At 68.6% G+C, this 18,793-nt stretch carries 15 protein-coding genes and 1 tRNA gene; 11 read left to right on the top strand and 5 right to left on the bottom strand.

Annotation, left to right across the window (positions count from 1 at the left end; genetic code table 11):
- Window positions 1-141 precede the first annotated feature (141 nt).
- Window positions 142-228, bottom strand: a tRNA-Leu gene (locus tag AC2YHA_RS13140).
- A 123-nt stretch (window positions 229-351) separates the two neighbouring features.
- Here AC2YHA_RS13140 and AC2YHA_RS13135 point away from each other — a divergent pair.
- From AC2YHA_RS13135 to AC2YHA_RS13090, 10 genes are all read left to right on the top strand, one after another.
- The gene (locus tag AC2YHA_RS13135; RefSeq protein WP_487401937.1) at window positions 352-1,284 is read left to right on the top strand and encodes a complex I NDUFA9 subunit family protein; all 933 of its coding nucleotides are present in this window, start codon (window positions 352-354) and stop codon (window positions 1,282-1,284) included.
- A gap of 50 nt (window positions 1,285-1,334) precedes the next feature.
- Window positions 1,335-2,132, top strand: a complete 798-nt coding sequence (locus tag AC2YHA_RS13130) for an undecaprenyl-diphosphate phosphatase (RefSeq protein ID WP_487401936.1) — start codon at window positions 1,335-1,337, stop codon at window positions 2,130-2,132.
- Between the two features lie 155 nt (window positions 2,133-2,287).
- Complete coding sequence (locus tag AC2YHA_RS13125) at window positions 2,288-3,721, top strand: NAD(P)-dependent oxidoreductase (protein WP_487401935.1); 1,434 nt, start codon at window positions 2,288-2,290, stop codon at window positions 3,719-3,721.
- Window positions 3,643-4,437 carry a DUF2059 domain-containing protein gene (locus AC2YHA_RS13120; protein WP_487402328.1) on the top strand — a complete coding sequence of 265 codons (795 nt, stop codon included), beginning with the start codon at window positions 3,643-3,645 and terminating at the stop codon, window positions 4,435-4,437. Before AC2YHA_RS13125 ends, AC2YHA_RS13120 begins: the two co-directional genes overlap by 79 nt.
- Entirely contained in the window at window positions 4,434-8,951 is a 4,518-nt protein-coding gene (gltB, locus tag AC2YHA_RS13115; protein ID WP_487401934.1) for a glutamate synthase large subunit, read from the top strand. The genes AC2YHA_RS13120 and gltB overlap by 4 nt, the downstream gene beginning before the upstream one ends.
- Before the next feature lie 237 nt (window positions 8,952-9,188).
- On the top strand, window positions 9,189-10,244 hold the full coding sequence (locus tag AC2YHA_RS13110) for an alginate lyase family protein (protein WP_487401933.1): 1,056 nt from the start codon (window positions 9,189-9,191) through the stop codon (window positions 10,242-10,244).
- 131 nt (window positions 10,245-10,375) lie between these two features.
- A complete protein-coding gene (locus AC2YHA_RS13105; protein WP_233784470.1) occupies window positions 10,376-10,840 on the top strand; it encodes a hypothetical protein in 465 nt (154 codons plus the stop codon).
- A 46-nt stretch (window positions 10,841-10,886) separates the two neighbouring features.
- Entirely contained in the window at window positions 10,887-11,558 is a 672-nt protein-coding gene (locus AC2YHA_RS13100) for a glutathione S-transferase family protein (RefSeq protein ID WP_233784471.1), read from the top strand.
- Between the two features lie 148 nt (window positions 11,559-11,706).
- Entirely contained in the window at window positions 11,707-12,321 is a 615-nt protein-coding gene (locus AC2YHA_RS13095; protein WP_487401932.1) for a YbhB/YbcL family Raf kinase inhibitor-like protein, read from the top strand.
- A 521-nt stretch (window positions 12,322-12,842) separates the two neighbouring features.
- Window positions 12,843-13,694, top strand: coding sequence for an SDR family oxidoreductase (locus tag AC2YHA_RS13090; RefSeq protein WP_487401931.1), 852 nt, complete (start codon window positions 12,843-12,845; stop codon window positions 13,692-13,694).
- A gap of 15 nt (window positions 13,695-13,709) precedes the next feature.
- On the opposite strand, the gene AC2YHA_RS13085 is transcribed toward AC2YHA_RS13090, so the two are convergent.
- The 3 genes from AC2YHA_RS13085 to AC2YHA_RS13075 form a co-directional block, all read right to left on the bottom strand.
- A complete protein-coding gene (locus AC2YHA_RS13085) occupies window positions 13,710-14,741 on the bottom strand; it encodes a GGDEF domain-containing protein (RefSeq protein ID WP_487401930.1) in 1,032 nt (343 codons plus the stop codon).
- A 108-nt stretch (window positions 14,742-14,849) separates the two neighbouring features.
- Window positions 14,850-15,401, bottom strand: a complete 552-nt coding sequence (locus AC2YHA_RS13080) for a peroxiredoxin (RefSeq protein WP_487401929.1) — start codon at window positions 15,399-15,401, stop codon at window positions 14,850-14,852.
- A 59-nt stretch (window positions 15,402-15,460) separates the two neighbouring features.
- Window positions 15,461-16,495, bottom strand: a complete 1,035-nt coding sequence (locus tag AC2YHA_RS13075; RefSeq protein WP_487401928.1) for a phospholipase A — start codon at window positions 16,493-16,495, stop codon at window positions 15,461-15,463.
- A gap of 50 nt (window positions 16,496-16,545) precedes the next feature.
- Between AC2YHA_RS13075 and hisN the strand changes: the two genes are divergently transcribed.
- Complete coding sequence (hisN, locus tag AC2YHA_RS13070; RefSeq protein ID WP_233784477.1) at window positions 16,546-17,328, top strand: histidinol-phosphatase; 783 nt, start codon at window positions 16,546-16,548, stop codon at window positions 17,326-17,328.
- Window positions 17,329-17,349: 21 nt separating this feature from the next.
- Here the strand turns inward: hisN and AC2YHA_RS13065 are convergent, their stop codons facing one another.
- A complete protein-coding gene (locus AC2YHA_RS13065; RefSeq protein WP_487401927.1) occupies window positions 17,350-18,735 on the bottom strand; it encodes a hypothetical protein in 1,386 nt (461 codons plus the stop codon).
- Window positions 18,736-18,793: the final 58 nt, after the last annotated feature.

Below are 18,793 nucleotides of genomic sequence, written 5' to 3'. Positions count from 1 at the left end.
GGTCTCCGATACCATGCAGGATACCATATTTGTTCCCGATTGGTGCCGGATCAGCCCGGATTTGGTCGGACGGTCATAGCATAAAAAACGGCAGATTTCTGCCGTTTTTTGGACGTTCTCGGATGCCCTCGGAAGAACAAATGGTGCCCAGAAGAGGACTCGAACCTCCACGCCCTTTCGAGCGCCGCCACCTGAAGACGGTGCGTCTACCAATTCCGCCATCTGGGCACGGGGTAGGCGGCGCGCTCTAATGAATGGGATCTGCGGTTGTCAACCGGCTGTTGGCCTTGCCGATCGCGCGCGCTCGGGGCATGGAGCCGGCGACTACCCAAGGAATCCTCGACAGGCGCAATGAAGGACCAGCTCATCACCCTGTTCGGCGGCGGCGGATTCGTCGGCCGCTATGTGGCGCAGGCACTGCTTGCCGCCGGCGCGCGCGTGCGAGTCGCGCAGCGCGTCCCCCGCGACGCCTGGTTCCTGAAGCCGCTCGGCGGCCTCGGGCAAACCCAGTTCGTCGCCGCGGACGTGACCAGGCCCGCCACCGTCGCCCGCGCGATCGAGGGGGCGGACGGCGTCGTCAATCTCGTCGGCAGCTTCGCCGACATGGCCGCTGTCAACGCCGGCGGCGCGCGCGTCGTCGCCGAGGCGGCGGCCGCCAAGGGCATCGGCGCGCTCGTCCATGTCTCCGCGCTCGGCGCCGATCCCGAGTCGCCTTCGACCTACGGCCGCACCAAGGGCGAGGGCGAGAAGGCAGTGCTCGCCGCCTTCCCGGGCGCGACGATCCTGCGCCCGTCGCTGGTGTTCGGGCGCGAAGACCAGTTCACCAACCGTTTCGCCGGGATGATCGCGGGCGCGCCCGTGCTGCCGGTGCTGCGCGGCGCGACCCGCTTCCAGCCGGTCTACGTCAAGGACGTCGCGAGCGCGGCGGTGAAGGCGCTCGCCGCGCCCCAGGATCATGCCGGCCGCACCTATGAGCTCGGCGGGCCAGACGTGCTCACCATGACCGAGCTCTATCGCTGGCTCGGCCGCACCATCGGGCGCGAGCCGCTGATGGTCGACCTGCCCGATTCGCTCGGCAGCCTGATCGCAGCGTTCGGCTTCCTGCCGGGCGCGCCGATCACCATGGACCAGTGGCGGATGCTCCAGCGCGACAATGTCGTGAGCGCCGGCGCCGAGGGGCTCGGTGCCCTCGGCATCGATCCCACGCCGCTCGCCAGCGTCGCGCCCGCCTGGCTGGTGCGTTTCCGCCGCCACGGACGCTTCGCCAAGCGCCTGCCTGCCTGAATCCTCGTTGTTAGCGTGCCGCCCGTCCGCGGCCTGAAAGTGAGGCCGTGATGGACCTTCTGACCGTGATCCTGCTCGGCATCGTCGAGGGCGTGACCGAATTCCTGCCGGTGTCCTCGACCGGGCACCTGATCCTGGCGGGGGCGCTGCTCGGCTTCCATGGCGAGAGCGCGGGCACCTTCGACATCGTCATCCAGCTCGGCGCGATCCTGGCGGTGGTGGTGCTCTACTGGCGGCGCTTCTGGGATGTCGCGCAGGGGCTGTTCCGGGTCGAGCGCGGGGCGCTGATCTTCATCCGCAATCTCCTGCTCGCCTTCCTGCCCTCGGCGGTGATCGGGGTGATCGTCTACAAGGCGGTCAAGGCGATGCTCGAGAATCCGACGATCGTCGCGGTCGCGCTGATCGTCGGCGGCGTCGCCATCCTGGTGATCGAACGGCTGGTGCGCGACGCCAAGGTGCACAGCGTCGAGGGGATGAGCTGGCGCACCGCGCTGGGCATCGGCGTGATCCAGTGCCTGTCGATGATTCCCGGCGTCAGCCGCTCGGGGGCGACGATCATGGGCGCGCTGGGCCTGGGGGTCGAGCGGCGCACCGCGGCCGAGTTCAGCTTCTTCCTGGCTGTGCCGACGATGCTCGCCGCCTCGGCCTATGACCTCTACAAGAACCACGAACATCTCGGCGACACCGGCTGGAGCCAGATCGCGGTCGGCTTTGTCGTATCGTTCGTCGTCGCGCTGCTGGTGATCCGCTGGTTCGTCGGCATCGTCACCCGCCACGGCTTCGCGCCCTTCGCCTGGTACCGAATCGCCGCCGGCGCGCTGGCGCTGGTGTGGCTGCAGTTCAGATAGGTCAATAAACGGAACTATTTTTGAAAGGTCATTTCGTCTCGACGACCGAAAAGACCATTTCGGCCACGGAGATAGGGCAGGATTGATGCCATATCTGCCGATTTGACCTATGCCCTTGGCGGCCTTTCGCGTTACCGGGCGGCGAAAGGTCGATCATGGCAGGCGAAAAGCTTCTTCAATTCGTAACCCGGACGCAGGCCTACCCCGCCAAGCGGGAGGCGCAGGCGCGTGCCGAGGATTTCCGCGAGATCGCGGAACGCTACGGCGTGCCCGCGGCCGAGGAGCAGGCGAGCCGCTGCTCGCAATGCGGCGTGCCCTATTGCTCGGTGCACTGCCCGCTGCACAACCATATCCCGGACTGGCTGCGGCTCACCGCCGAGGGGCGGCTGCGCGAGGCCTATGAGCTGAGCAACGCCACCTCGACCATGCCCGAGATCTGCGGCCGCATCTGTCCGCAGGATCGGCTGTGCGAAGGCAATTGCGTGATCGAGTTCTCTGGCCACGGCGCGGTGACGATCGGATCGGTCGAGAAGTTCATCACCGACACCGCCTGGGAAGAGGGCTGGGTCGAGCCGGTCGCCGTGGGGCCGGCGCGGGGCCAGTCGGTCGGCATCATCGGCGCGGGTCCGGCGGGGCTCAGCGCGGCCGAGTATCTGCGTGGCTATGGCTATGACGTCCATGTCTACGACCGCCACGACCGGATGGGCGGGCTGCTGACCTACGGCATCCCGGGCTTCAAGCTCGAGAAGCCGGTGGTGATGCGCCGCGTCGACCGGCTGAAGCAGGGCGGCATCGTCTTCCACGAGGGGTTCGAGGTCGGCCGCGACGCGACGCTGGACGAACTGCGCGAGCGGCACGACGCGCTGCTGATCGCTACCGGCGTCTACAAGCCACGCGCGATCAAGGCGCCCGGCGTGGGCTCGGCCGGAGTGGTCGAGGCGCTGACCTACCTCACCGCCTCCAACCGCAAGAGTTTCGGCGATGCGGTGCCCGAGTTCGAGGACGGCAGCCTCGACGCCAAGGGCAAGCATGTCGTGGTGATCGGCGGCGGCGATACCGCGATGGATTGCGTGCGCACCGCCGTCCGCCAGGGCGCGGCGTCGGTGAAGTGCCTCTACCGCCGCGACCGCGCCAACATGCCGGGCTCGCAGCGCGAGGTCGCCAATGCCGAGGAGGAAGGCGTCGAGTTCGTCTGGCTCTCCGCCCCGCAGGCATTCGAGGCAGCGGAACGAGTGACGGCGGTCCGTGCGGAGAAGATGCGGCTCGGCCCCCCCGACGCCACCGGCCGCCGCGCCCCCGAGCCGGACCCGGGCAGCGACTTCCGGCTGGAAGCCGATCTCGTCATCAAGGCGCTCGGCTTCGACGCCGAGGACCTGCCGCGGCTGTTCGACGCGCCGGAGCTGGGCGTCACCCGCTGGGGGACGCTCAGGACCGACAACAAGACGATGATGACCAGCCTCGACGGCGTGTTCGCGGCCGGCGACATCGTGCGCGGCGCGAGCCTGGTGGTGTGGGCTATCCGCGACGGCCGCGACGTTGCAGCGAAGATGCACCAGTATCTCAAGGTCAAGGGGAAGGTGGCGGCATGAGGGGGATGACCGGAGCCTTGTTGGTTGCGCTGGCGACGCCGGCGGCCGCGCAGACGACGGCCGCCCCGCCGGTTCCTTCTTCGGCCGGCGCGACCGATCCGGCAAAGCTCGCCCTCGGCCAGCGCATCGCGGGACGCCTTCTTCCCGACGGCACCTACCGCACGATCATGAAGGCCACGATGGATCAGGTGACGTCGATGTTCACCGACCAGATCGGGGCCATGCCGGTTCGCGACCTGGTCAAGGCGGGCGGCCTTTCGGAAGAGCAGGCGGCGAAGCTCGGTCCTGGTACGATCCGGCAGATCGCCGAGATCATGGACCCGGCATTCGATCAGCGGATGCGCATCACCATGAAGGTCATGGGCGAGGAGATGGCCGAGCTGATGGTCCAGATGGAGCCGGAGTATCGTGCCGGTTTGGCGGAGGCTTATGCCACGCGCTTCTCCGCCGATCAGCTCGCCGAGCTCGATCGTTTCTTCGCGACGCCGACCGGCAGCGCCTACGCTTCGCAGTCGATGGCGATCTATGCCGATCCGGCGATGATGCGGCGGATGCAGACGCTGATGCCGAAGATCATGCAGGCCATGCCCGGCATCATCACGAAGGTGACCGCGGCCACGGCCGACCTGCCCAAGACGCGCGACGCCAAATCACTGTCGAAGGAGGAGCGGGCACGCCTCGAGGCGCTGCTGCTTCCCGCGAAGGATTCCCAATGAGCCAGCTCGACACCGAACGCCTCCGCCTCGCCCGCGAGGGCATGTACCGCCCCGAGTTCGAGAGCGATGCCTGCGGCGTCGGCCTGGTCGCCGCCACCGACGGCGTGCCCTCGCGCCGCGTCGTCGCCGCCGCGATCGACGCGCTGAAGGCGGTGTGGCACCGCGGCGCGGTCGACGCCGACGGCAAGACCGGCGACGGCGCCGGCATCCACGTCGACCTGCCCGCCAAGTTCTTCGACGACGCCGTGGTCGCCTCGGGCCACCGCGTGCTGCCGAACCGGCTCGCGGTCGGCATGATGTTCCTGCCGCGCACCGACCTGACCGCGCAGGAGACGTGCCGCACCATCGTCGAGAGCGAGATCATCGAGGCCGGCTACACCATCTACGGCTGGCGCCAGGTGCCGGTCGACGTATCGGTGATCGGGATGAAGGCGCAGGCGACGCGCCCCGAGATCGAGCAGATCATGATCGCCGGCCCGCTCCCCGACGAGCAGGACGCGGCCGAGTTCGAGAAGAACCTCTACCTGATCCGCCGCCGCATCGAGAAGCGCGTGATCGCGGCGCAGATCAGCGGCTTCTACGTCTGCTCGCTGAGCTGCCGGTCGATCGTCTACAAGGGGCTGTTCCTCGCCGAGAGCCTCAGCGAGTTCTACCCGGACCTCAAGGACGAGCGGTTCGAGAGCCGGGTCGCGATCTTCCACCAGCGCTATTCGACCAACACCTTCCCGCAATGGTGGCTGGCGCAGCCGTTCCGTTGCCTGGCGCACAACGGCGAGATCAACACGATCCGCGGCAACAAGAACTGGATGCTGAGCCACGAGATCAAGATGGCCAGCATCGCGTTCGGCGAGCGATCGGAGGACATCAAGCCGGTGATCCCGGCCGGCGCCAGCGACACCGCCGCGCTCGACGCGGTGTTCGAGGCGATCTGCCGCTCCGGCCGCGACGCGCCGACCGCCAAGCTGATGCTGATCCCCGAGGCCTGGGGGCCGAAGGGCGAGATGCCGCTCGCGCATGTCCAGATGTACAAGTATCTCGCGAGCGTGATGGAGCCGTGGGACGGCCCCGCCGCGCTGGCGATGACCGACGGCCGCTGGGCGGTCGCGGGCATGGACCGCAATGCGCTGAGGCCGCTGCGCTATACGCTGACCGGCGACGGGCTGCTGATCGTCGGGTCGGAGACCGGCATGGTGGTGGTGCCCGAGAGCACAGTGGTCGAGAAGGGCCGGCTCGGTCCCGGCCAGATGATCGCGGTCGACCTCGACCAGGGCCAGCTGCTCCACGACCGCGAGGTCAAGGACCGCCTCGCCGGCGAGGCCGATTACGGATCGATGATCGGCGAGTTCCTGAGCGTGGACGACCTTCCCCGGGCGAAGAGCGAGCCGCTGCGCTTCGACCGCGCCGAGCTTGCGCGCCGCCAGGTCGCGGCCGGGCAGACGCTGGAGGACATGGAGCTGATCCTGTCGCCGATGGTCGAGGGCGCCAAGGAAGCGATCGGATCGATGGGCGACGACACGCCGCTCGCCGTCATCTCGGACAAGCCGCGGCTGATCAGCCAGTTCTTCCGCCAGAACTTCAGCCAGGTGACGAACCCGCCGATCGATTCGCTGCGCGAACGGCACGTAATGTCGCTCAAGACGCGGTTCGGCAACCTCGCCAACATCCTCGACACCCAGGCGGCGCCGAGCAAGGTGCTGGTGCTCGAGAGCCCGGTGCTCACCAACCGCGACTGGGATCGGCTGAAGGCGCATTTCGGCGCGCATGCGGCCGAGATCGACTGTACCTTCCCCGCCGACGCGGGCCCGGAGGCGCTGCGCGCCGCCATCGCCGACATCCGCGTCCAGGCCGAGCAGGCGGTGCGCCAGGGCAAGAGCGAGCTGTTCCTGACCGACGAGCATATCGGCCCGGACCGCGTCGCCATCGCCGGCGTGCTGGCGGCGGCAGCGGTGCATACGCACCTCGTCCGCCGGGGCCTGCGCAGCTATGCCAGCGTCAACATCCGCAGCGCCGAATGCCTCGACACCCATTATTATGCGGTGCTGATCGGCGTCGGCGCCACCACGGTGAACGCCTATCTCGCCGAAGCCACCATCGCCGACCGCCACGCGCGCGGGCTGTTCGGCGACCTGAGCCTCGACGAATGCCTACAGCGCCATCGCACCGCGATCGACGAGGGGCTGCTCAAGATCATGTCGAAGATGGGGATCGCAGTGATCTCCAGCTATCGCGGCGGCTACAACTTCGAGGCGGTCGGGCTCAGCCGCGCGCTGGTCAACGACCTGTTCCCGGGGATGCCTGCCAAGATCTCAGGCGAGGGCTATGCCTCGCTGCATCTCAGCGCCAAGCTGCGCCACGATGCAGCGTTCGACAGTGCAGTGGCGACGCTGCCGATCGGCGGTTTCTATCGCCAGCGCCATGGGGGCGAGACGCACGCCTATTCGGCGCAGCTCATGCACACGCTGCAGACCGCGGTCGCGACCGACAGCTATTCGACCTATCTGCAGTTCGCGCGCGGCGTGCGCGATCTGCCGCCGGTCTATCTGCGCGATCTGCTCGAGTTCAACTATCCGCGCGAGGGCGTGGCGATCGATTCGGTCGAGGCGATCACCGAGATACGGAAGCGCTTCGTGACGCCGGGCATGTCGCTGGGGGCGCTCAGCCCCGAGGCGCACGAAACGCTGGCGATCGCAATGAACCGGATCGGCGCGCGAGCGGTGTCGGGTGAGGGCGGCGAGGATTCGTCGCGCTACAAGCCTTACGAGAACGGCGATAACGCCAACTCCAGCGTCAAGCAGATCGCCTCGGGCCGCTTCGGCGTGACCGCGGAATATCTCAACGCCTGCGACGAGATCGAGATCAAGGTGGCGCAAGGCGCCAAGCCCGGCGAGGGCGGCCAGCTGCCCGGCTTTAAGGTCACCGAGCTGATCGCGAAGTTGCGCCACGCAACTCCGGGCGTCGGCCTGATCTCGCCGCCGCCGCACCACGACATCTACTCGATCGAGGACTTGGCGCAGCTCATCTACGACCTCAAGCAGATCAACCCGCGCGCGCGGGTCTGCGTCAAGCTGGTGAGCGCCGCCGGCATCGGCACCGTCGCGGCGGGCGTCGCCAAGGCGCACGCTGACGTGATCCTGGTCGCGGGACACAATGGCGGCACCGGCGCCAGCCCGCAGACCAGCATCAAATACGCCGGCACGCCGTGGGAGATGGGCCTCAGCGAGGTCAACCAGACGCTGACGCTCAACGGCCTGCGCGGCCGCGTGCGCCTGCGCACCGACGGCGGGCTCAAGACCGGGCGGGACATCGTCATCGCCGCGATCCTGGGCGCCGAGGAGTATGGCATCGGCACGTTGAGCCTGGTGGCGATGGGCTGCATCATGGTGCGCCAGTGCCATTCGAACACCTGCCCGGTCGGCGTGTGCGTCCAGGACGAGCGGCTGCGCGCCAAGTTCACCGGCACGCCGGAGAAGGTCATCAACCTGATGACCTTCATCGCCGAGGAGGTGCGCGAGATCCTGGCGCGCCTCGGCGTCACCAGCCTCGACGAGGTGATCGGCCGCACCGAGCTGCTCCGCCAGGTCAGCCGCGGCGCCGAGCATCTCGACGACCTCGACCTCAACCCGATCCTCGCCAAGGTCGACGCGACCGATGCCGAACGGCGCTTCAGCCTGTCGACCTTCCGCAACGAGGTGCCCGACAGCCTCGACGCGCAGATGATTCGCGACGCGGCTGCGGTGTTCAGCCGGCGTGAGAAGATGCAGCTCACCTATTCGGTGCGGAACACCCACCGCGCGGTGGGCACGCGGCTCTCCAGCGAGATCACGCGCACCTTCGGCATGTCCGCGCTCGACGACGGCCATGTCACCATCCGCCTGCGCGGCTCGGCCGGCCAGTCGCTCGGCGCCTTCCTGTGCAAGGGCGTCAAGCTCGAGGTGTTCGGCGATGCCAACGACTATGTCGGCAAGGGGCTGTCGGGCGGCATCATCGCGGTGCGGCCGATGGTGTCCTCGCCGCTCGCCAGCCAGGACAACACCATCATCGGCAACACCGTGCTCTATGGCGCGACCTCGGGCCGGCTGTTCGCGGCGGGCCAGGCGGGCGAGCGCTTCGCCGTCCGCAACTCGGGCGCCGAGGTGGTGGTCGAGGGCTGCGGCGCCAACGGCTGCGAGTATATGACCGGCGGCACCGCCGTGGTGCTCGGCCGCGTCGGCGCCAACTTCGGCGCGGGCATGACCGGCGGCATGGCCTTCGTCTATGATGACGACGACAGCTTCGAGCGGCGCGCCAATCCGGAGAGCATTGTCTGGCAGCGGCTCGCCTCGCGCCATTGGGAATCGGTGCTGCTGGCGATGATCCGCGCGCATGTCGACGCGACCGACAGCGCCTGGGCGGCAGGTCTGCTCGAGGACTGGGACCGCGTGCGCGGCCAGTTCTGGCAGGTGTGCCCGAAGGAGATGGTGACGCGGCTCGCCTATCCGCTCGACGACGAGGTGGAGGTGATCGCGGCGGAATAGGGCGTCCGGTCTGAATCGTGCTCCTGCGAAGGCAGGAGCCTTGGCCGCGAGCATCCCGGCTTGCCAGCGCTCCTGCCTTCGCAGGAGCACCGGTGCCGTTTGTCCGGGCATTGGTTCGTATGCGTTTCGGTTCGTCGCATTCGGCTGGACCCATCGGCCAATTCGGAGGTTTGTAGCGGCTCCCGGATGCGGAGCGGCAGGGGCCGCGCTTCGCGTCGCTCTTGAAGGCTGGCCCGCATGAAGCTTTCCGCCGTCTGCTGCACCCTCGCCCTCGCGCTGGGCACCATCCCTCCCGCCCTGGCGCAGGATCACGCGATCCTCGGCCCCCGGTTCGGACAGGACGCCGGCAACGATCCCGCCGCCCGCGCGGTCATCCGCCGCGCGGGTGCCGCGCTCGACCGTCCGCCCGGCGCGGTTCCGCAGCTCCATACCGAAGGGACGCTGCCCGGCCAGGGCATCCGCGACGCCAGCCTGCAGGCGAAGCAGGACCAGCCGATCGTCCTCGACCTCGCGCTGGCATGGCGGCTGACCGGCGACCGGCGCTATCTCGACCAGGCGGGCCGCTATCTGGAGGCCTGGGTCGATACCTATCGGATGTCGTTCAACCCGATCGACGAGACCGGGTTCGACGCGCTGATCCTCGCCACCGACCTGACCGAGGCCGACCTGCCGGCGCCGGTCCAGGACAAGCTCCAGGATTTCTGGCGCCGGATGGCGTCGGGCTATCTCGACGCGATGGAAGGCAAGGCCAGGAACAGCGCCAACAATTGGCAGAGCCATCGCGTCAAGCTCGCGACCATGGCCGCCTATGCGGTGGGCGATCCCGGACTGATTTCGCGAGCGCGTCAGGCGTTCCGGCGGCAGGTGACGGCCAATATCCGGCCCGACGGATCGACGCTCGATTTCGAGCAGCGCGATGCGCTCCACTATGTCACCTATGATCTCGATCCGCTGCTGATGGCGGCGCTCGCGGCCAAGGCGCACGGCGAGGACTGGATCGACTGGAAGAGCCCGGCGGGATCGAGCCTCGCCGGCGCGCTCGACTGGCTCGAACCCTATGCGATGGGCGAGAAGGCGCATGTCGATTTCGTCAATTCGACGGTGCCGTTCGACCGCCAGCGCGCGGCGGCGGGCGAGAGCGCCTATGTGCCGCGTCCCTGGAAGGCGGGCAGTGCGGTCAACACCTTCGCGATGGCGGCGCTGGTCGATCCCGCCTATCGCGACGTCGCCGCGGCGCTGGCGTCGCGCACGGGCAGCAAGCCGGCGGATTGGGTGAGCCTCTATGCGCGTTGACCGCCACTCAGACCTGAACAGGCTAGGTTCCCGGCGATCGACCGGCTATGATCGCACGGGTGTTCAGCTTCGGCTCAGCCGGCCGGAGCTAGGGAGCGCCCCCGATTCGCTCCCGAAGGAGTGAGGATGTCATGCGTCTCGTTCTGACCCCAGTCATCGCTCTTGGCGCTGCCGCGCTCGTCGTCGCTGCCCCTGCCGCCGCGCAGGACCATGAAACGGCGCCACCCGTCGCCAAGGTCGGTGAGGCGCTGTCGAATCCGATGGTGCAGGAAGGCGCCGCCCAGGCGGTGACCAACCTCGCCGACGTGCTGCTGGCGACACGGATCGGGCCGCTCGCGCATTATGCCGATCCGGACGGCGACATCCGCCCCGACGACACGCTTGCCGATCTCGAGGCGCGGCGCGATCCCGATTACCGCCGCCACCTTCAGGATCGTACCCGCAAGTCGGTGGCGATGGCGGGCCAGGCGGCGCGCGACGCCGGCGCGATGGCGGCCGAGCTCAAGGCGACCGGCGCGCGGCTCAAGGCGGCGCTCGCTCCGATGGTCGCCGCGCTGAGGTCCTATTCCGCCGCATCCGACGACGATCATTATTGATGTCCACGCCTAGACGCGCGCCGCGCTCGCCGTAAGAGTGGCGGGGATGTGGCAGCTTTATCAATTCCCGCTCTGTCCTTTCTCCCGCAAGGTCCGTCTGCTGCTCGGCGAGAAGGGCGTCGGCTATGAGCCGGTGCGCGAATCGCCCTGGCTGAGGCGCGACGAATTCATCGACATGAATCCCGCCGGCCAGACGCCGGTGATGGTCGACGTCGAGCGCGGCACCGTGCTGATCGATTCAATGGCGATCTGCGAATATTTCGAGGAGACGGTCGAGAAGGCGGCGATGATCAACGGCACCGCCGCCAACCGCGCCGAGATCCGCCGGCTGGTCGCGTGGTTCGACACCCAATTCTATCGCGACATCACCGCGCCGTTCCTCAACGAGCGGATGCTGAAGCGGGTGACGCGCCAGGGCACGCCCGACGGCGCCGCGCTGCGCGAGGCGATGAAGGCGGTGGTCGGCCATCTCGACTATATCGATTACCTGCTCGACCATCGCACCTGGCTCGCCGGCGCGACGATGAGCCTTGCGGACCTTGCCGCCGCCGCCCAGATCTCGGTCGCCGACTATCTCGGCGGGATCGACTGGAAGAGCCACGAGCAGGCCAAGCGCTGGTACGTCGGCATGAAGAGCCGCCCAAGCTTCCGCCCGCTGCTCGCCGAGCGGATGGAACTGGTGAGCCCGCCCGCCGATTACGAGAAGCTGGACCTTTAGATTCGTTTCAGCTGCGCTGAAGCGGTGCCGGCCCGCTCCCCCACCCGGCCACCCAGCAGCAGCATCCTATGGGTGGCCGGGTGGGGGAGCGGGCCGGCACCGCAACCGTTTCAGCAAGGCTGAAACACATTCTAGTAAGGGGCAAGCCATGCTCGAACACGTTCCCCGCTGGCTCGGCGCCGTGCTCAAGGGGGTGCGGGCGGGCGCGGACAAGCTCACCATCGTCCAGCCGGACCTCGGCAATTTCGCCGCGCTCGAGCTACGCAGCCCCGCCTTCGCCGATGGTGGGCGGCTGCCCGAACGGTTCACCGCTGATGGCGCGGGCGTGTCGCCGCCCTTGTTCTGGACCGGCGTGCCCGAGGGCACCGATAGCTTGGTGCTGATCGTCGAGGACCCCGATGCACCGGCGCCGAGCCCGCTCGTCCATGCCATCGTCTGGGGCATGCCCGGCGAGGACGGGCGGCTAGCGGAAGGCGCGATCGTCGCCGACGGGCCGGGCGGCGAAGGGGGCGACGTCGGCCGCAACAGCTTCCGCCGCGAAGGCTGGCTGCCGCCCGATCCGCCGCCCGGCCACGGCGAGCACCGCTACGTCTTCCAGCTGTTCGCGCTCGCGCCGAGCGACACGCCCGGCGAGACCCCCAGCCGCGGCAACGCCGTCGCGGCGATGCGCGGGCGCGTGCTCGCCGCCGGGCTGATCACCGGCACCTATTCGCGCGGCGAGCCGGCGCCGACCGGGCGCGTGGGATCGGTTGCCGCCGCCTGATCGCCAACAGTTGGCGTTATTTACGGCGGATGTTGGCGTTTGACACCACATCGAAATCGAGCCCTTAGTAAAATCAATAACTTAGAAAATTGGCACGACCCCTGCAAAACACTTGGCATCGGCGCCGGATGGTCCGGCACCGGAAACAAGACAGGGAGTTGTTACCATGGCTATCCGTTTCGAGACCTTCCAGCGCAGCGCCGTCGCAGTGTTCGGTGCGCTGATCGCCACCATGATGCTGGTCGTCGCTTCGGCTCCGCACGTTCCGCTCGCCTGACCGGAACGTCGGAGCCCCCGACCCTCCACGCTGATCCAGGAGTTCACGTCATGCTTCGCTCGTTCGCCATCGGCGCCGTCTCGTTCGCCTTCACCGCGGTGCTGATCCTCGCCAGCGCCACCGCCCCCGGGGTTCATCTCATCGCGGCCTGAGCCCCGGGCTGCCGCTTCCCTCCCGCGACGGGAGGAACAACGTCACGCTCCCGCCGGTTGGACGATCATTCCCAGCCGAGGACATGGGAGCGATGACCGACACCGTCGAAATGATCCATGAGGATGCGCTTCCCGGCCACGAGAGCGCATTGGAGCCCAAGCCCGACTGGCAGCCGCGCTACCCCGGATCGGGGCGGCTCCAGGGCCAGGTCGCGATCGTCACCGGTGCCGACAGCGGCATCGGCCGCGCCGTCGCCGCGCTGTTCGCCCGCGAGGGCGCCGACATCGCGATCGTCTATCTATGCGAGACCCAGGACGCGCTGGAGACCAAGCGCATCGTCGAGGCCGAGGGCCGCCGCGCGATCACGCTGACCGCCGATGTCGGTTTGAAGACAATGTGCGAGCGCGTCGTCGCCGAGACGATCGACGCGTTCGGGCGCCTCGACGTCCTGGTCAACAATGCCGGCGAGCAGCATCCCGACCCGGACATCACCGACATCACCGAGGAGCAGCTGAGGCGCACCTTCCAGACCAACATCTTCGGCATGTTCTTCATGGTGCAGGCGGCGATGCCGCACCTGAAGGAGGGCGCGCGTATCGTGAACTGCACTTCGATCACCGGCTATCAGGGATCGAAGGAGCTGCTCGACTATTCGTCGACCAAGGGGGCGATCACCGCCTTCACCCGCTCGCTGTCGGAAAACCTGATCGGCAAGGGCATCCGCGTCAACGCGGTGGCGCCGGGGCCGATCTGGACGCCGCTCAACCCGTTCGGCGGGACGCGCCCCGAGAAGATGAAGGATTTCGGCAAGGACACGCCGATGGGCCGGGCGGGCCAGCCCAACGAGGTCGCGCCGGCCTTCCTCTTCCTGGCGTGCGAGGATTCGAGCTACATGTCGGGGCAGGTGCTGCACCCCAACGGCGGGACGGTCGTCAACGGCTGAACGGACGCCCTCCGCTCAGCCGACGCGAATGCAGTTCCGGCCCTCGTTCTTGGCCCGGTAGAGCAGGCGGTCCGCGCGGCCGAACGCGGCACGCGCGGTGTCGCCCTTTGCTACCGGCGCCAGGCCAGCCGAGAAGGTGACCGCACCCAGCGGCTCGTCGGTCTCGCGCAGGCGATAGCGCTTGGTCGCGACCAGCTCGCGCGCGATCTCCAGCGTCGCGCGGGCCGAGCCGGCGTCCATGTCGGTGAACAGCACGACGAACTCCTCGCCGCCGTAGCGGGCGACGAGATGGTTGCCGCAGGCCTCGCGCAGCGCAGCGGCGATCGCCCTCAGCACCCGGTCGCCTACCGCATGTCCGAAGCGGTCGTTGACCGACTTGAAATGATCGATGTCGCACACGGCGAGCCACATCGTCGCATCCGTCGCGGCATGGCTGGCGAACGCCTCCTCGAAGGCGCGGCGATTGGGAAGGTCGGTCAGCGGATCGCGCCGGGCGTTGTCGCGCGCCTCCTCGAGCTTGGCGCGCAGCTCCGCGGCCTCGCGGGTCGCGCTCTCCAGCCGTGCCTCGGCGGTACGCACGCGCGCGACCATCGCGGCAGTGATCCGCGCGACCTCCGCCACCGCCGCCGACCCGTTATCGAGCGCGTCCTGCTGCTGGCGGATGCGGTCGGCGCTCTCGGCAAGCTCCCGGCCGAAGCCATGGGTCTCGGCATGAAGGCCCTGGATGATGTCGGCGAAGCCCTCGACCTGGAGCTGCGTCTGCGCGATCAGCCCGTCGGCACGCTCGCGTTCGCTGCCCGTGCCGGGCGTGACCTCGCCCCCCAGCGCCTCGATATCACGCAGCGTCAGCCGCACGCCGCCGTCGGTCAGTCGGGCCACTGCCTGCGCCAGCGGCGCATCGGGATAGGCGAGGATCGCATAGGCGAAGGCGTAGTTGGCCGGATCGGGGTCGAGCCGCTGTGCCGTCAGGAAATCGCCGATCCGGTCGAACAGCTGGCGCGGCGCTGAGCCGGCCTGTTCGGAGCGGACGACGTGAGCCCCCTTCATGATCTTTTCCGATCCCCTCGCGGCCAGCCCAGCCCGGCGCGGCCGCTCAGGCACGCGTCTAATGCCGAACTGCTAACATCGGGTTGTCGCTACGATATATCAGTGAGGTCACGACCGCCGCTTACCGAGGCCCTGCACCGCGGCGAGCGTGCCGGTGATATGCCCCGTCGGGCTGGGATCGTCGTGGACATAGGCAATGCGGCCGTCGGGCGCGATGACGTAGCTGGTGCGGCTGGTCGCGTTGATCGTCGCGCCGCCCGGCGTCTTGATCGAGCGGCCGAGCGCCACGTCATAGCCCTTCACCACATTGGGCCCTGCGCTGGCGACGGTGAACTTGCCGGCGCATTTCTCCGACGAGAATTTCTGCAGCACATCGACCGAGTCGGCCGACATGCCGAGCACGGTCGCGCCGGCGCGGGTGAACTCGGGGATCTTCTCGGCGAAGGCGGCGGCCTCGGCGTTGCAGCCGCCGGTATAGGCGGCGGGGAAGAAGTAGAGCACGACCGGGCCCTTCCTCAGCAGGTCGTGCAAGCGGACGTTGACGATCTTGCCGGCGACCGCGCCGCGCGTGGCGAAGTCGGGGGCCTTCGCGCCGGGGGCAAGCGCCGCCTCGGCGGGAACGGCGAGCAGGGCGGCGACGGCGATCAGGGGCAGGCGCATGGGGCAGGTCCTTCGCTGGAAATGCGCCCTTGGGATACGCCTTCGCCGGGCGCGAGTCATCACCGCGTGAGCGCGATCCCGAAGCGGGCGTGGGTATCGTTGATGCGATAGTCGTCGAGCGCCTCGCCATAGCCGGTGAAGGCCTGGCCGAAGAGATAGATGCCGATGCCGTCGCCGACGCCCGCGAGCGGGTAGGAGGCAAACAGCTCGGCCCCGCCCTTGCCGGTGCCGGGATTGCCGCGCGCGGTGACGGATAGCTTGATCCCGTCGGCCTGGCCGATCGCGGCCTTGAGCGAGGTATAGCCCCAGTAACGGTCGAGCCCGGACGTGTCGTCGAGGAACGCCCAGACCTGCGGCACCAGCTCGGCGTGCCATCCGTCGCCGAGGTCGAATCTTTTGGCCGCGCGCAGGGTCAGCCGGTTGACGGAGATCGAGCCGGGGCCGTCCTCGCCGTTCGAGTCATGGCGGAAGCCTGCGGCGACGTTGAGATCGTGGGCCACCGGTATGTCGAAGAAGGCCTCGGGGCTGTAGGTGGTGCTCCGGAACGGGGCGGACGGGCGGTCGATCGCCCAGAACATCGTCTGGGTATAGGCGAAGGTGAAGCGCGACAGCAGCCCGTCGCCGCCGAACGGCTTGAGCGCGAAGCTCACCTGCAGCTTGGCGCCCGCGTCGTCGGCGCCGACGACGCCGTAGATCGGCTCATAGGGCGCGAAGCGGTCGAGGAAACCGGAAGCTTCGCCATTGCCTGAGGCGACGACGGTCTCCCGCGCGATCGGCGCGGCGGCGGGCGGCGCCGGCTGAGCCGCGGCGACGCCGGTCTCGGCCAGGCGATAGCCGAGCTTGACGAAGCCGTGCGCCGGCACCTCAGCCGGCGAGCCGCTCACCGGCTCGAGGACGAGGCGCGTGCCGTCCGCGGCGGTGATCTCGAGCCGCTTGGGGGGTTCCGAAGCCTGGGCGGTTTCACCCTCGTTGATCAGATAGATATCGACGCCCTGCCGCGCCGCCTCCGCGGAGGCGATCGGGGCAGGCAACTGTCGGACCTGAGCCGCGGCGGGCGTCGCGGCGGCGGCGAGAATCAAGGGAAGGAGGCGCATTGCGGGCGGAACTCCTAGCCGTCCGCCGACAGGCGCGCTAGGCGGGGGCCATGGCTGTCACCCCCTCAGACGTCGCGCTTGCGCACCGGCTCGCCGATGCCGCGGGCGCCGCGATCCGCCCACTGTTCCGCGCCGAGTTCGGCCTGGAGATGAAATCCGACGAGACCCCCGTCACCCGCGCCGATCGCGAGGCCGAGGCCGCGATGCGGCGGCTGATCAAGGCCGAGGCGCCGCGCGACGGCATCGCCGGGGAGGAATATGGGATCGAGGAGGGATCGAGCGGCCGCCAATGGGTGCTCGATCCGATCGACGGCACGCGCGCCTTCATCGCCGGCCGCCCGATCTTCGGCACGCTGATCGCGCTGGTCGCGGACGGCTGGCCGGTGCTGGGGGTGATCGACCAGCCGATCCTCAAGGAGCGCTGGATCGGCGTCACGGGCCGGCCGACCGAGTTCAACGGCGCGCCGGCGCGCACCCGGTCCTGCCGCGATCTCGCCGGGGCGCTGCTCGGCACGACCTCACCTGCCTGCTTCGACGACGCCCAGCTCCATGCCTTCGAGCATCTCGACGGCGCGGTGCGTTCGACCGTGCTCGGCGGCGACTGCTACAATTATGCCTGCCTTGCCTCGGGGCACCTCGATATCGTGGTCGAGGCCAATCTCAAGCTCCATGATTTCGCCGCGCTGGTGCCGGTGGTCGAGGGCGCGGGTGGGCGGATGTGCGACTGGGCGGGCGATCCGCTCCACGCCGGCAGTACCGGCGAGGTGATCGCCGCCGGCGACCCGGCGCGGATCGAGGACATCATCGACGCGCTCGGTTGCCGCGGGCATTGAGCTCGGCGCTCGCCGGAGCCTCTAAAGGCCGAACAGCATTGCCGTGTGCGGCGGCACCGTAATGGTCCGCGTCGGCACGACGGCGAAGGTCCGAAGCGAGGTCGCCTCCTTGCTGTCGAGCGCCGGGCCGGTCAGCATCTCCGCCTTCGCGCCTACGGCCCCGGGAAGAGTGATCCGGGCTGATCTCTCGGCCTTGTTGATGACCGCGAGCCGGCGCCGACCATCCTGCTGCAGCGCATAGGCAGTGACATGGGGATCGAGACCGCTCGCCGTCAGCGGCAGGAAGCGGGCGCCCGTCAGCAGCTGCGCGAACTGGATGCCGAAATATTGCGGCCGGCGCGTGAATCCGGTCGAGGGCGCCCCGGCGATCGGCGTATAGAAGCCGTTGCCGCCGCCGTGCCAGTTGACCCCGATCCAGCCCTGCCGGGCGAAGCGGAGCATCGCGTCGGCGCACCACAAGGCCGAGGCCAGCGTATCCGACACTCCCGGCTTGCCGCCGTCCCAGCACGAACCGCCCTCGGTCATGCGGAAGGGCAGCCCAGCGGTCCGCATCGCATCGCGCACCACATCCATGCCGGCGAGATGCATCGTCGCCGTCTTCGGGTCGGGCTCCATCAACTGGTCGAGCGTCGCGTCGGGCGAGCCGGCCGGGCCCATCGCATAATAATGGCCGCTCAGCATGATCACGTCGGGATGGCGCAGCGCCTCGGCGGCGAAGGCGGTGAGATAATCGAGCTTGTTCGAGATATCGGGGCCGGCGAACTTCACGCCCGGCGCCGCGGCGGCGACCGCATCGTGAAAGTTGCGCCATTCGCGGATGAAGTCGTCCGGCGTCCATCCGGCCGGGCGGTAGCGCCGGCGGAACGAGTCGGGCTCGTTACCGATCTGGAGCGCGATCAGGCGATCCCCAAGGGTGCGCTGAACCGCGGCCGCCTCGATCGCGGCATTCTCCCTGCTGCCCTGCCCGAAGTTGAGGCCATAGAGACACCGCCATCCGGCCGCATCGAGAAAGCCGCGCAGATTGCGGAGCGCGCGGGCGCTGGTGACGGTGCCGTGCTTGACGGTCTTGGAGGTGTCGGGGCCGAAGATCTCGAACGGCGGCGGGCCGGCGGGATCGGCATCGGAATAGCGCGTATATTCGCTCGATCCGCCGCCGATGCGCAGGACGCCCGACGGCGACAGCTCCCGAAACAACGTGACCAGGGCCGCATTTGCGGGCGCGAAGAAATCGGGATTGGCGAGCTGCGCCGCCTCATAGGAAAGCCCGACATAGTCCGGCGGGATTGTCGGTCCGGTCGCCTGGGCGCCAATCGATATCTCACCCTCGGTCTGGGCAGACGCGGCCCGCGGCAGCGCAGCCGAAACACCAGTGGCAGCCAGAGCATGGAGCAGGTCGCGTCGCTTCATACAGTAGCTAATATCTCAATTCGCGATTATAACATCTCAAATTGTCCGCGGGCCGGTC

Source organism: Sphingomonas sp. SRI_018 (assembly GCF_057586275.1).
The sequence above is the reverse complement of the archived record's forward strand: the minus strand, read 5'-3'. Positions and strand labels throughout refer to the sequence as shown.

Bases quoted from the DNA above. Each gene is read 5' to 3' on its own strand.
- AC2YHA_RS13125 (WP_487401935.1), top strand. From the start codon at position 2,288: ATGGCAGGCGAAAAGCTTCTTCAATTCGTAACCCGGACGCAGGCCTAC.
- AC2YHA_RS13105 (WP_233784470.1), top strand. From the start codon at position 10,376: ATGCGTCTCGTTCTGACCCCAGTCATCGCTCTTGGCGCTGCCGCGCTC.
- AC2YHA_RS13135 (WP_487401937.1), top strand. From the start codon at position 352: ATGAAGGACCAGCTCATCACCCTGTTCGGCGGCGGCGGATTCGTCGGC.
- AC2YHA_RS13080 (WP_487401929.1), bottom strand. From the start codon at position 15,401: ATGCGCCTGCCCCTGATCGCCGTCGCCGCCCTGCTCGCCGTTCCCGCC.
- AC2YHA_RS13090 (WP_487401931.1), top strand. From the start codon at position 12,843: ATGACCGACACCGTCGAAATGATCCATGAGGATGCGCTTCCCGGCCAC.
- AC2YHA_RS13095 (WP_487401932.1), top strand. From the start codon at position 11,707: ATGCTCGAACACGTTCCCCGCTGGCTCGGCGCCGTGCTCAAGGGGGTG.
- AC2YHA_RS13130 (WP_487401936.1), top strand. From the start codon at position 1,335: ATGGACCTTCTGACCGTGATCCTGCTCGGCATCGTCGAGGGCGTGACC.
- AC2YHA_RS13110 (WP_487401933.1), top strand. From the start codon at position 9,189: ATGAAGCTTTCCGCCGTCTGCTGCACCCTCGCCCTCGCGCTGGGCACC.
- AC2YHA_RS13085 (WP_487401930.1), bottom strand. From the start codon at position 14,741: ATGAAGGGGGCTCACGTCGTCCGCTCCGAACAGGCCGGCTCAGCGCCG.
- gltB (WP_487401934.1), top strand. From the start codon at position 4,434: ATGAGCCAGCTCGACACCGAACGCCTCCGCCTCGCCCGCGAGGGCATG.
- hisN (WP_233784477.1), top strand. From the start codon at position 16,546: ATGGCTGTCACCCCCTCAGACGTCGCGCTTGCGCACCGGCTCGCCGAT.
- AC2YHA_RS13065 (WP_487401927.1), bottom strand. From the start codon at position 18,735: ATGAAGCGACGCGACCTGCTCCATGCTCTGGCTGCCACTGGTGTTTCG.
- AC2YHA_RS13075 (WP_487401928.1), bottom strand. From the start codon at position 16,495: ATGCGCCTCCTTCCCTTGATTCTCGCCGCCGCCGCGACGCCCGCCGCG.
- AC2YHA_RS13100 (WP_233784471.1), top strand. From the start codon at position 10,887: ATGTGGCAGCTTTATCAATTCCCGCTCTGTCCTTTCTCCCGCAAGGTC.